Annotated in this window: 10 protein-coding genes, 1 tRNA gene and 1 pseudogene; 5 read left to right on the forward strand and 7 right to left on the reverse strand. The window is 43.8% G+C overall.

The genetic code is table 11. The annotated features are described in order from the left end of the window. Positions 1–213: 213 nt before the first annotated feature. Positions 214–1,449, reverse strand: a complete 1,236-nt coding sequence (locus DP116_RS21015) for a methionine gamma-lyase family protein (protein ID WP_169157024.1) — start codon at positions 1,447–1,449, stop codon at positions 214–216. Positions 1,450–1,535: 86 nt separating this feature from the next. Here DP116_RS21015 and DP116_RS21020 point away from each other — a divergent pair, with 86 nt between their 5' ends. The 3 genes from DP116_RS21020 to DP116_RS21030 all read left to right on the forward strand — a co-directional run bounded on the left by DP116_RS21020 (position 1,536) and on the right by DP116_RS21030 (position 4,918). Further along, positions 1,536–2,366 (forward strand): acyl-CoA desaturase, encoded by an 831-nt coding sequence (locus DP116_RS21020; RefSeq protein ID WP_169157025.1) that lies wholly within the window; start codon positions 1,536–1,538, stop codon positions 2,364–2,366. Between the two features lie 230 nt (positions 2,367–2,596). Next, positions 2,597–3,649 carry a fatty acid desaturase gene (locus DP116_RS21025; RefSeq protein ID WP_169157026.1) on the forward strand — a complete coding sequence of 351 codons (1,053 nt, stop codon included), beginning with the start codon at positions 2,597–2,599 and terminating at the stop codon, positions 3,647–3,649. Positions 3,650–3,838: 189 nt separating this feature from the next. Continuing rightward, positions 3,839–4,918 carry a fatty acid desaturase gene (locus DP116_RS21030; RefSeq protein ID WP_169157027.1) on the forward strand — a complete coding sequence of 360 codons (1,080 nt, stop codon included), beginning with the start codon at positions 3,839–3,841 and terminating at the stop codon, positions 4,916–4,918. Positions 4,919–5,055: 137 nt separating this feature from the next. Here the strand turns inward: DP116_RS21030 and DP116_RS21035 are convergent, their stop codons facing one another. The 6 genes and pseudogenes from DP116_RS21035 to psbZ all read right to left on the reverse strand — a co-directional run bounded on the left by DP116_RS21035 (position 5,056) and on the right by psbZ (position 9,614). Further along, positions 5,056–6,153, reverse strand: coding sequence for a fatty acid desaturase family protein (locus tag DP116_RS21035; RefSeq protein ID WP_169157028.1), 1,098 nt, complete (start codon positions 6,151–6,153; stop codon positions 5,056–5,058). A gap of 185 nt (positions 6,154–6,338) precedes the next feature. Beyond that, positions 6,339–7,604, reverse strand: coding sequence for a glutamate-5-semialdehyde dehydrogenase (locus DP116_RS21040; protein WP_169157029.1), 1,266 nt, complete (start codon positions 7,602–7,604; stop codon positions 6,339–6,341). Between the two features lie 4 nt (positions 7,605–7,608). Beyond that, the gene (locus DP116_RS21045; RefSeq protein ID WP_048867110.1) at positions 7,609–8,016 is read right to left on the reverse strand and encodes a hypothetical protein; all 408 of its coding nucleotides are present in this window, start codon (positions 8,014–8,016) and stop codon (positions 7,609–7,611) included. Between the two features lie 469 nt (positions 8,017–8,485). Beyond that, a tRNA-Gly gene (locus DP116_RS21050) sits at positions 8,486–8,557 on the reverse strand. A 111-nt stretch (positions 8,558–8,668) separates the two neighbouring features. Then, positions 8,669–9,227 (reverse strand): annotated as a pseudogene (ribH, locus tag DP116_RS21055) (6,7-dimethyl-8-ribityllumazine synthase). A gap of 198 nt (positions 9,228–9,425) precedes the next feature. After that, positions 9,426–9,614, reverse strand: a complete 189-nt coding sequence (gene psbZ, locus DP116_RS21060) for a photosystem II reaction center protein PsbZ (RefSeq protein WP_169157030.1) — start codon at positions 9,612–9,614, stop codon at positions 9,426–9,428. Positions 9,615–9,785: 171 nt separating this feature from the next. On the opposite strand from psbZ, the gene DP116_RS21065 reads away from it, so the two are divergent. Further along, on the forward strand, positions 9,786–12,560 hold the full coding sequence (locus DP116_RS21065) for a CBS domain-containing protein (RefSeq protein ID WP_169157031.1): 2,775 nt from the start codon (positions 9,786–9,788) through the stop codon (positions 12,558–12,560). Between the two features lie 138 nt (positions 12,561–12,698). After that, positions 12,699–12,977 (forward strand): alcohol dehydrogenase catalytic domain-containing protein (locus tag DP116_RS21070; RefSeq protein WP_169157032.1); only part of this gene is annotated, 279 nt, incomplete at its 3' end.

Consider the following 12,977-nt stretch of genomic DNA (forward strand, 5'->3'; position numbering starts at 1 on the left):
TTCATCCACTCATGTAAAGGTAGGGGTTTTCATCCTCCCGCTTGCAGCCCGATAACGATATGTAGAGACGTTGCCCTTCGGGTATCTCCTGCGGAGACGCTGCGCGAACGGCAGTTGCTTCAAGTCGGGGAACCCGCTGTTAGCACCTGCCTCACATGCAACGTCTCTACCGTATTGGACGCAATTGAAAACCGCTCTATTCCCAAAGGAGATCTACGTATTCGCTTCTCCCACAGCTTCTATGACTGCTTCTAAAGCTATTGCTACATGAGTCCAATGAGTTCCCCCTTGGCAATACACCACATACGGTTCCCGCAATGGACCATCAGCTGAAAATTCAGAGGTGCTTCCCTCAATAAATGTCCCGCCAGCCATCACGACCTTACTTTCATAACCAGGCATATCATCTGGGATGGGGTCAAGATAAGAACCGATGGGTGAATTTTGTTGAATTGCCCGACAAAAAGCAATGAGTTTTTGGGCAGAACCTAGTTTAATTGCTTGAATGACATCGCGACGCTTAGCAAACGGTGCTGGATTGACTGGATAACCTAGTTTGTCAAATACATAACCCGTGAGGTGAGTCCCTTTCATTGCTTCTCCTACCATTTGTGGGGCGAGAAACAGCCCTTGAAACAGCAGGCGATTTTGGTCAAAAGTGGCACCTCCGTAACTGCCAATTCCTGGTGCTGTGAGGCGACAAGCAGCGGCTTCTACCAAGTCAGCGCGACCGGCAACATAACCGCCAGCAGTTACAATCGTACCACCGGGGTTTTTAATCAACGACCCTGCTATCAAATCAGCACCAACATGGGTAGGTTCCTGAGTTTCTATGAATTCGCCATAGCAGTTATCAACAAAGCAAATGGTATTAGGATTTTGCTGCTTGACCAAGTGGATAATTTTTTCAATATCGGCTATTGATAAGCTAGGACGCCAAGAATAACCACAAGAACGCTGAATCAGCACCAAACGAGTTTTGTCCTTTACCGCATGGCTTAAAGCTTGCCAATTTATAGTTCCTTCTAGAGTAAGATCTAATTGTTGGTAGCGAATGCCAAACTCAAGTAGTGAACCTTGACCTTGACCTCGTAATCCAATGACTTCTTCAAGAGTATCGTAGGGTGCACCAACCACCGCTAGCATTTCATCACCAGGACGGAGAACACCAAATAAAGCACAAGCAATTGCGTGGGTTCCTGAAACAAACTGTACTCGTACAGCAGCCGCCTCAGCGCCCACCACCACCGCAAAAACTCGATCTAAAGTTTCTCTCCCCAAGTCATCGTGTCCGTATCCAGAGACACCGGCGAAGTGGTGTGCCCCTACATGATTATGGCGAAAAGCATATAATACTCGTTGAAGATTTTGCTTGACCTGAGCGTCAATTCCAGAAAAAATCTGTAACAGTGCTTGTTCTGCTTCACGCAGCTGTTCCGAGCTATTCATTAGTTCCTCTTTTAAGAAAACATAAAAAATTTGCGGATTTTTATATCGCGCAGATTAGGCTTGACAATTCCTATTCAGGTTAATGCATGACAATTGCTACATCCACAAAATCCCAACTTAATTGGCTTCATATCACATTTTTCGCCGGTTTGCATCTCGGAGTTTTGTTTGCCCTGTTTCCAAGTAACTTTAGCTGGAAAGCATTCGGTGTATTCTTGTTTCTCTACTGGTTAACTGGTGGCTTGGGTATTACCTTAGGATTTCACCGCCTGATCACCCACCGTAGTTTTGAAACTCCCAAGTGGCTGGAGTATTTCTTGGCTTTTTGTGGGACACTCACTTGCCAAGGAGGACCAATCGATTGGGTAGGAATGCATCGTATACATCATTTGCACTCTGATAAAGAGCAAGACCCCCACGATTCCAATAAGGGCTTCTGGTGGAGTCACATAGCTTGGATGTTTTATAATTCACCTGCTTTCGCGGACGTGCCTCGCTTTACTAAAGATATTGGCGACGACCCATTTTATCAGTTTCTGCAAAAGAATATGATTTTGATCCAGGTGGCGCTGGGTATAGTCCTGTTGCTGCTGGGTGGTTGGTCATTTGTCGTTTGGGGAGTTTTTGTTCGCCTGATCTTCGTGTGGCACTGTACTTGGTTTGTCAACAGTGCTACCCATAAGTTCGGCTATCGTACTTATGATACAAGCGATCGCTCTACAAACTGCTGGTGGGTAGCTTTACTAACCTATGGTGAAGGCTGGCACAATAACCACCACGCCTATCAATTCTCAGCTCGCCACGGGTTGAAATGGTGGGAAATTGACCTAACCTGGATGACCGTTCAATTGCTACAATTACTGGGTCTAGCTACAAATGTCAAGCTGGCACCAGAAAAAGCAGTAAGCGGTCAATAGTTAGCAATTCTTATCTTATTTAATGTTCAATTTTGAATTTTGAATTTTGAATTTTGAACTACTTATGCTCCCCCGCTTCTAAAAGGCTACTAAAGCATCAGCGGGGGTTTATTGCAGGTGCGGTAGGGTACATTAGATTGCTATAATCCAAGACGCAAATATTAAAAAACTTTGCGACAGCCACTTGTTTAGTGATTTGGTAGTGAGGTTTGTTGTCTTTTCAGGTATTCATGACTATATCAACAATCGAAAGCCACAAGTCAGCTCATGAGCGTGGGTTATCCGACCTTAAGCTAAAAGATATTATCAAAAGCTTGCCACGGGAATGTTTTGAGCAGAATCGCCGCAAAGCCTGGACAAAAGTTCTGCTCAGTGTCTTGATGGTCTGCTTGGGCTATTTCAGCTTGATCATCGCTCCTTGGTTTCTCTTACCTCTAGCGTGGATTTTTACGGGTACTGCTTTAACCGGTTTTTTTGTCATCGGGCATGATTGCGGTCATCGTTCATTTGCTAAACGTCGCTGGGTCAACGATTTAGTGGGACATGTGATGATGATGCCGTTAATTTACCCGTTCCACAGTTGGCGTATTCAGCACAATTATCATCACACTCACACTAACAAGCTGGATGAGGACAACGCTTGGCAGCCAATCACCACAGAAGTTTATGAAAGTTGTGGAAAAATTTCGCAATGGGGTTTCATAGCATTTCTAAGGTATCGATTGTGGTGGATAGGCTCAATCATTCATTGCGGAGTTTTGCACTTTAATTGGTCTTTATTCCGCAAGAAAGACCAAGCAAGTGTGAAATTTTCTGTGGCTGTCGTCGTGCTTTTTGCTGCGATCGCATTCCCCATCCTCATCGCCACAACCGGGATCTGGGGATTTGTGAAATTTTGGCTACTTCCGTGGCTGGTTTACCATTTTTGGATGAGTACTTTTACGCTGGTTCACCATACTGCTCCAGACGTTCCTTTTGTGGCAGAATCTAAGTGGAACCAGGCTATAGCACAGCTAAATGGCACAGTTCATTGCGATTACCCTTCTTGGGTAGAAATCCTTTGCCACGATATCAATGTCCACGTCCCCCATCATATTTCAACTGCTATTCCTTCTTATAATTTGCGGATGGCTTATCGCAGTATCAAAGAAAATTGGGAGACGTACCTGCATGATGAATGTCGGTTTTCTTTTTCTTTAATGAAGCGAATTACAGATCAGTGTCACCTGTATAAAGCCGATAGTGGCTATCAGTCTTTTAAAGACTATTTTGCAGGACAATAAGCTCATAGCTCTAAGAAATAGATTTTGGCAATTCTGTAAACACAAGTCTTGTTACTGAAATTGCCAGATATTACCTTGCTGCTTTGCATTTCCAAAACTTAGGGATAGCCAAACCCAAAGTCATGCGATTGCAAAGTTTAGATCACTTTGGCTCAACAACTTCCTTTTTGACTCCAGTAAAAAAATCAAGTGCAATCAAATATCATCAAGACAAATAATCCTCATGAGGTTGAATCTCTTGAGGATACAACCAAGCTGCCTTTTACTCTTCAAGATTTGAAAACAGCAATCCCATCTGAATGTTTTCAGCCCAATGTCGGGAAATCACTTTTCTACTTTTTTCGTGACATCCTGATTATCGGTTTACTTTATGCAATTGCTCATTTTCTAAATTCTTGGTTTTTCTGGCCAATTTTTTGGGTGATGCAAGGAACGATGTTTTGGGCTTTGTTTGTCGTTGGACATGACTGCGGACACCAATCTTTTTCTAATAAAAAATGGCTTAATGATTTGATTGGGCATCTTTGCCATACACCGATACTTGTTCCATATCACGGGTGGCGAATTAGCCATAGAACTCACCACAAAAATACTGGTAACATCGATAATGATGAAAGCTGGTATCCTGTGAGTGAATCACAGTACAAGGTGATGGATTGGGTGGAGAAAGCGGGTCGATATTACGTGTTTTTATTGGCTTATCCGGTATATTTGTTTATGCGTTCTCCTAACAAGGAAGGTTCGCACTTTTTCCCCAGTAGTCCTCTGTTTAAACCATCGGAAAAATGGGATGTTATTACCAGCACCACACTCTGGACTTTAATGGTTGCTTTGCTTGGTTTCCTCACCTATCAGTGGGGCTGGATGTGGTTGTTGAAATACTACGTTGGACCTTATCTTGTCTTTATCATTTGGCTAGATTTAGTAACATTTTTGCACCACACTGAGCCGGATCTTCCCTGGTATCGTGGAGAAGATTGGACTTTTCTCAAAGGTGCTATTTCTAGCATTGACCGTGATTACGGTTTTATCAATCACATCCATCATGATATCGGTACTCATGTTGCTCACCACATATTCCTGAACATTCCTCATTACAATTTGAAGAAAGCAACTGAGGCGATTAAACCGATTATGGGTGACTATTTCCGCAAATCTGATGAACCCATTTTGAGTGCATTAGTCCGTTCGTGCAATACCTGTCATTTTGTTCCAGATACTGGAGGAAAAGTTTACTACACATCTAATAAAAAATTAGCGAAAAGCTAATATGAAGTGAAGAGTGAGAAGTTCATGAAAAACTCCTCACTCTTCACTCTGTAACTTTGGTACTTCTGCTGAGAAAAAATTGCGTTCAATAACAAAGAAACTGCGTTTTTAGTTAGAGGCAGGATGTGTATTTTCTTTTATAACGCAGTGCTTTCCGGAGGCGAAGTACCCATGAGTTTCAACCAACGAAAGTTTGCAACAAGTGCTTCTCCAAATGTTGGATACACACTGTATGGAACACCAAATTCTACACAAACTTCTGCCAATATAGGAGCTATTTTCGGATAGTGAATATGACAAACATGGGGAAATAAATGATGCACCACCTGATAGTTAAGACCACCCAAATACCAATTTAAAAAGGAATTCTTTGGTGCAAAATCAACTGTTGTTTTGACTTGAGCAATCGCCCATTCATCATCAATATGGTTGGACTCAGGATGTGGTTGAAGAAACTCTACCGGAGCGAGAACATGAGCTAGCATGAAAACATTGCAAATCAGCAGACCATAGGTTATGTAAGCAATGCTAAATCCTACAATTACCTGTAGGGGAGTATATCCAACAACAAGTGGTATTCCTACAAAGACTCCTAGCCAAACCAATTTACCCACCAACAATATGAGTATTTCTAAAGGTTTGACAGGAATTACATGCTCATGGTATCTGCGCTTGAATAAAGCGAGATTGACATCAGCAACAGACCAATAAAACGGAATAATTGCATAGACTATAAAAATGAAGAAATGTTGGAATTTATGATACCATTTATGCTCCATGTATGGAGACATACGCACTAAACCATCTCCGTGTATTTCGACATCATGTCCTAATATATTGGTATATGTATGATGCAGGAAATTATGGCGAAATCGCCACAAAGAACTGGATAAACCAATGACATCATAAGTTAAACCAAAGATAGAATTTACCCATTTGTGACTAGAATAACCACCATGATTGGCATCATGTCCTACACTAAAACCAACGCCAGCAATACCTAATCCGAGAAGGACACAGCCAAATAGCTTCATCCACATTATCGGTGGACCGAAGAGAGTAAATGTCCAAGCAGAAATGACCCATCCCAAGATAATTGCAGTCTTGAGGTACATTGCTAGATTATCGCGCTTCGCAATGTTCTCAGATTCAAAATAAGCGTCAACTCGTTTATTGAGTTCCTTTCTAAAACCAACGTTCTTGGCAAAACTTACTCTCGTTTGTGTTTGTGTCATAAAAACTAATCGTTCAAATGAGCTATGAATTGACTTGAAGAAGTTTGTTATCTGGCAAGTATCCAAGTAGCGTTGCTCAGATAGAAACACACAAGCCAAATCATCTCATTGTGGCAGATTATGCCAACTATCTACCAGAAAAAAAGAAAATTTTTCCAAATAAGCAACAAACCTTGTGCGTATGATTAAAATCGTCCGTTTCCCTGAACAATATGCTTAACAGTGGTCAGGCTTTCTAAGCTAATCAATCCGCGTCGATGACCTTTTTGATTGGACATCCCTAGAAATACCGCATCTCCTCGCGATGGATTCCGGGAAAAACGCGGAGAAGCATTGATGTAGCTCGAAGCACTATTCACTCCCAGGGCAAACTGGCGACTCTCCTGGTAAGATTCAGTAACAATACAGTCAGCATGACCGCTGCTGTATTGATTAATCCAGGCGATCGCAGCCTCTAGACTATCCACCAATTTAAAAGCGACTGTCTTCGTTAAAAAAGCGCTCCCCCACTCTGCTTCTTTAGCTAACTGTAGCTGAGGAAAGGCTTCTACCAATTCGGCATCTCCCTTAATTTCAAAGCCCTTCTCCTTTAAGCTATTCCACAATGTCAGTAAAGAAGATGGCAAGGCTTGTCGGTGAATGAGTACTTTTTCAATTGCGTTCACCGGATCTGGTTCGCTTTGATGGCTATCTATAATGAGCCAACGTACCATTTCTAAACTACCATTCGGCGACCAGTAAAGGTAGCAGTTGCCCATAGCCGATTTGAGAACTGGGGCGGTGGACTGGCGCGCCACTTGCTGTACCAAGCTAGAACGTCCGTAGGGAATCACTAAATTCAAGCATTGGTCTTGCGTCACTATATCCCGAATAGAACTTCCTTCTTCTGCTGTTATCAGCTGTAAACAACCTGGTGGTAAACCAACTTCAGTCACAGCACTCAAAAGTGCATTGGCGATCGCCGCGTTAGAATGACTGGCTTCAGTACCGCCTCTGAGGATCAGACTGTTGCCAGTTTTGATACACAACGCTGCTGCGATCGCTCCCAATTCTGGAAACGCCTCATAAATAAACGCAATCACACCCAAAGGCATTAACTGTGTATAAGTCTGAGAGTCGTCTAGTTGATAGTCAGCATGTCTGACTCGCCGTAGTGGGTCTGATAATTCCCCCAGCCGTTGTAAAATATCTACTGCCATCTCCAGCCGTTTTGGAGTCAGCTTCAGCCAATCCAGAATTAAATCTGGCACCGCCATTTCCCGACTCGCTTCTAGATCCAAGGTGTTTGCTTCTAGAATGTCGTCAAATGAACGTGTCATCGCTTGTGCCATCGCTAACACAGCACGACTTCTGTCTACTCCTTTTGTGGTTCCTAGCTTTAGGGCAGCTTGATGAGCGCGTCTTGCGCGCTCAATTGGTTCGGGGCTAACATCAAAAGCATCCACTGTCATTCAATTATCGCCTGTAGGTGAGCCATACCATCAGTGCTGGCAAAATAGCCAACAGCACCGCCACCATTGCCCAAGCAATAATGCTGTAACCATTTGCCAATCGTAGTGCCAATGGTAACCATATAATCACTAGCACGAAAATAATCCCAAGCGCTACAGGCAAATAGCTTTCTCCTAATCGAGGATGAACAACTTGCCAACTATTCCCTCTCCAGCGCCAAGCCCGCTTGTAGGGATAAGTGGTGGAAAGTTGCTCCAGTACATAACCATTATCTTCGACCACGAATATCTGCTGACAGCGATTGCAACCAAATGCTTCTGTCAGCGTAATAGGAATCAACTGCCCCCGCCGACGACAGGGACACGGGTATTCACTATTGAAGTCAATTTTGTCTGCTTTTTGAGGTTGCACAAGCGAACTTTTTACTTGAGCGTGTTTGCCAATAGCTGTGAAAATAGCATCCCCTGATTTACGTTTTCAGGCAAGCTATTTTCCCATGAACTTTCTTTATAACATTAGCCAGTCTGGCTTACTCTTTTTTCTGGACAGATTTTCTTGAAATTCAGTGGTAGTACAATCCTATCACTGAACTACACTGATAATAGCCAGATCTCATAACTGAATAAGCACAAAGACTAAAGTGAATTTTCTTTTCACTTCAACCTTTATTCTTCAATATCGCCTTAACGTCAGTATCAATTCAATATTTTTTTACAGTATGATACTAACCACTGTACAGATCTTTTTATAGAGTAGCGCATCTTACATCATTTTTTTTTCGCTACACTTAAATTTTTTATAATCATAATTCATATATATTGGCATTTTACAGCAGTAATTTGCCAAAGTCTTATCTTTATACATTGCTTTTTATTTTCAAAGCGGGTAACGCGATTCGAACGCGCGACATTCACCTTGGCAAGGTGACGCTCTACCACTGAGCTATACCCGCAAACTCCACTCTTACTACTATTCCATAGTATGCATTATTTGTCAACCCCTTTTATTTGTTTAGTAGTTAGTGGAAAAAGTTAGCCACTAACCACTAACTACTAATCACTGACTATTCTGCAGACAGCTGTCCTACGCTGGCACTTTTCAGCGATGCTGACGAGAGAATGGCCAGAAAAAGGCTCTGCGAGGTTTGAACGTAATTGCCGCATCAGACTAGCCATTTCTAAAGCACTCATGGCGTAATCCCAACCATGATTGCTTTTAATGCCAGCACGTTCTAAAGCTTGCTGCATGGAGTCCACTGTTAAAATGCCAAAAACCACAGGAACACCAGTTTGAAACGCAGCAGCAGCAATTCCTTTAGCGACCTCAGAAGAAACGTAATCAAAATGAGGCGTTTGTCCTCGGATCACAGCACCCAGACAAATAACCGCATCATAACGACCAGAGACTGCCAATTGGCGAGCCACAACCGGAACTTCAAAACTGCCTGGTACGTAAATGTAGTCTACCTGAGAGCCGTGAGGATTGACATCAATACCGTGGCGTTTCAAGCAATCTTGACAACCTTCCACCAGCTTGTTAGTTACAAGGTCATTGAATCGACCAATAACAATTCCAAACCGCAAAGGTTCTGCCTGAGTAAAAGTTCCCTCAAAAACTGCCATAACCGCCTCTGATTCATCTATACTTCTTGCCAATATACATTGGTTCTCCAAAAAGTATAGGAGCAGAGTTATCGACAAATCCAGCAAAAAGAAGATTGAGTTGACCGAATCCTGTGAGGGAGATAGGGGAATCCCCCGGCGCATCTCCCACCACTTACGGCGAGTACGCGCTATAGTGGGGGACTTACGCCGAATTTGTTAAACTACCAGAAAGTTTAACGCCCCAACGACAAGCACTAAAATGATCCAAGCTCCTGAACCAATCCACAGCAGTTTTCTAGATTCATTCCAGTTCTGTGGAGTGGCATAGGCAACAGGAACGCCAATGACCAGAACAAAAGACAGCGAAACCAGAGCTAATAAAGCCAGTTGGAATATAAAAGTCATTTTCCCTTCTCCCGAAACAGCAAACGAGTTACAAAAGATAAAATATTGTGCAGGTGAACACCGACAGTTTTTCCTTATTTGTTAAGCTAACAGAAAATTGACACATTTTAGTCATTTGTCCTTGATCCTTTGTGCTGACGATTAATGACTCATGACCCATGACTGATAACTATGGATTTAATTCTGTGCCATACAACAGCTGATTTTGACTCACTAGGAGCCGCCGTAGGACTGACACGCCTGTTACCTGGAAGCAAGATTGTGTTGAGTGGCGGTTCTCATCCAACCGTTGGAGATTTTTTGGCACTACATCGGGATGAGTATGAGCTGATGGAACGACGTTCGGTTAATCCCAACGAAATTCGTTCTTTAATTGTGGTGGATACCCAACAGCGCGATCGCATCGGCAAAGCTGCCCAATGGTTAGATCTACCCCATATTAATAAAATTATCATTTATGACCATCACCAAGAACAACAAAGCGACATTCCCGCAACAGAGATAAATATTTCCCCTGTTGGAGCGACAACAACTGTGATTGTCGAGCAATTGCAAAAACAACAAATTTCCCTAACAACCGCAGAAGCAACTGTGATGGCATTGGGTATCCATGTGGATACTGGTTCTTTGACATTTGACTATACAACACCACGGGATGCTCTGGCTTTGGCTTGGTTGATGCAACAAGGGGCAAGTTTGTCAGTCGTGAGTCAGTACGTTGATCCTGGTCTTTCTCCCCAATTGCAACAGTTGTTGAAGGTGTCGCTGGAAAAAATACAACGTATATATGTACGAGGATATCAGATTGCCTGGGTCAATTTGAAAACAGATGCTTTCGTGCCAGGATTGTCAAGTCTTGCCTCGCAGTTGATGGAGTTAACAGAAATAGATGCCTTACTGCTTTTTCATGAGTATGGTTTAGCAGAAGATGAATCACGCTTGACAGTGATTGGGCGATGCTCCAGAGGAGCCGCCCCTTTGGGGCGATCGCACATTCAAGGTATTAATCTCAATGAGTTATTCCAGCCACTGGGTGGCGGTGGACATTCCCAAGCAGCATCGCTGAACTTAAGAGGGGTAGACTCAGAAGAAATTTTAAACCAACTTCTTGAGGGGATAAAAGCAACAATTCCCCATCCTCCTATTGCCCGAGACTTGATGTCCTCGCCAGTTCGCACCATTCGCCCAGAAACCACAATTGCGGAAGCACAGCGAACTTTGTTGCGCTACGGACATTCTGGTTTGTGTGTAGCCGATGCTCAAGGACAACTACTAGGTATTATTTCTCGACGAGATTTAGATCTTGCCCTGCATCACGGCTTTAGTCATGCTCCCGTTAAGGGTTATATGACAGTCAATATGAGGACAATTACCCCAGAGACGACACTGCCAGAAATCGAGTCAGTCATGGTGACATACGATATTGGACGCTTGCCAGTATTGGAGAACGGGCAGCTGGTGGGAATTGTCACCCGTACTGATGTTTTGCGGGAATTGCATCAAGGGAGAGAGGAGGAGCAGGGGAGCAGAGGAGCAGGGGAGCAGAGGAGCAGGGGAGAAAGCCATGTTAAGTTGCCTAGCTTGGCTGAATTGCATTCACGGCTAGCACCCCAGTTGTGGCAATTGCTTACCAAAGCTTCACGAGAAGCAGAAAAACGTGGTTGGCATCTTTACCTTGTTGGAGGAGCAGTACGCGACTTGCTACTTGCTGAAGAAGCTTCTGGCACTTTGTTGATTAAAGATATTGACTTAGTCGTTGATGGTTTTCACAAAGCGGCGGATGTGGGTGCGGGTGTGGAACTGGCAAAAGCACTACAGCAACTTTACCCAACAGCACGTTTAGAAATTCACGGGGCTTTTCAAACTGCGGCTTTGCTGTGGCATAAAGACCCAGAATTAGATTCATTGTGGGTTGACATTGCGACTGCCAGAACAGAATTCTATCCTTATCCGGCAGCAAATCCAGAAGTTGAGGCGAGTTCGATTCGTCAAGATTTGTATCGTCGAGATTTTACCATCAACGCAATGGCACTGCGACTGACGCCTCCCCGCGCTGGTGCATTACTCGACTTTTTTGGCGGGTTGCTAGATTTGCAGGCAAAGCAAATTCGGGTGTTGCACGCTAACAGCTTTATCGAAGATCCTACTCGCATTTATCGCGGTGTGCGCTTTGCGATGCGACTCGGATTTCACTTAGAGCCTCAGACAGAAGAGTATATCCGCTACGCTATCACGAGCGGCGTTTACGATCGCACCACCCGAGAAAATAGCAAAACTCCAGCACTGCAAACTCGACTGAAAACGGAATTAAAACATATTCTAGAAGCCCCCTACTGGAAACCAGCTTTGCAATTACTGGCAGAGTTGGGAGCTTTGCAGTGCATCCATCCCACCCTTGGGCTAGATGAGGAACTTCTGGGGCAATTGCGTTTGCTGGAACGTTGCTTACGGCGGTTCGACTCCCAGCAAACCCTTATCCACTGGCAAATGCGCTTGGAAGCTCTCATTGCCCACATAGCAGCAGAATATCGAGGGCGCGTGGCAAGGAATCTGCTATTGCCCGAAGATAGTATCAATAGGCTAGAAGTATTAGCACAAGCTCAAGCTAATGTCAACAAAATTCTCCCTTCTTTGCAAGCACACAGGGAAGTGGATGAGGTGCGTCCGAGTCAAATTCAACAGTTATTGCGCCAGTATGACGTGCCAATGCTGATTTTAATAGCTGTGCAAAGTTCAAGAGGTGTTAGGCGGAAGATTTGGCAATATTTAACTGTTTGGCGTAACGTTCAGCCTATTTTGAATGGGAATGATTTGAGGAAACTGGGATATAAACCTGGACCGCAGTATCGGCAAATGCTCGATGATTTGCTGGCGGCGACGTTGGATGGAGTTGTTTGCAATCGGGATGAGGCTGAGGAGTTTTTAAATAAACATTATCCTCAATAAAGTTTTGCAACATTTTATGAACTTTCCATAACGAGTACTAAGATTTCTTTTCAATTTGACCTCTGGCGCTCGCAAAGTCAGAGAAAACTTTACAATAACTACTGAAAAAACTTAACATCATCAACTGAGGTCAGGTCTATGATCCGCGCCTACGCAGCTTTTCAACAAGGCGAAGAACTGAAGCCTTTTGAGTACGAACCAGGACCACTTGGCAGTGAGGATGTGGAGATTGATGTGGAATACTGCGGGATTTGCCATAGCGACCTCAGTATGCTCAAGAATGATTGGGGAATGAGTCAGTACCCGATTGTTCCCGGACATGAAGTGGTTGGTACAATCGCAAATGTTGGCGATGCGGTGAAAAAACTCCAAGTCGGGCAACGGGTAGGGCTGGGTTGGAATTCGCGATCGTGTATG

Source organism: Brasilonema bromeliae SPC951, from assembly GCF_012912135.1.
GTDB lineage: Bacteria > Cyanobacteriota > Cyanobacteriia > Cyanobacteriales > Nostocaceae > Brasilonema > Brasilonema bromeliae.

Coding starts and splice junctions, on each gene's coding strand:
- DP116_RS21015 (WP_169157024.1), bottom strand. CDS start 1,449: ATGAATAGCTCGGAACAGCTGCGTGAAGCAGAACAAGCACTGTTACAG.
- DP116_RS21020 (WP_169157025.1), top strand. CDS start 1,536: ATGACAATTGCTACATCCACAAAATCCCAACTTAATTGGCTTCATATC.
- DP116_RS21025 (WP_169157026.1), top strand. CDS start 2,597: ATGACTATATCAACAATCGAAAGCCACAAGTCAGCTCATGAGCGTGGG.
- DP116_RS21035 (WP_169157028.1), bottom strand. CDS start 6,153: ATGACACAAACACAAACGAGAGTAAGTTTTGCCAAGAACGTTGGTTTT.
- DP116_RS21040 (WP_169157029.1), bottom strand. CDS start 7,604: ATGACAGTGGATGCTTTTGATGTTAGCCCCGAACCAATTGAGCGCGCA.
- psbZ (WP_169157030.1), bottom strand. CDS start 9,614: ATGACTTTTATATTCCAACTGGCTTTATTAGCTCTGGTTTCGCTGTCT.
- DP116_RS21065 (WP_169157031.1), top strand. CDS start 9,786: ATGGATTTAATTCTGTGCCATACAACAGCTGATTTTGACTCACTAGGA.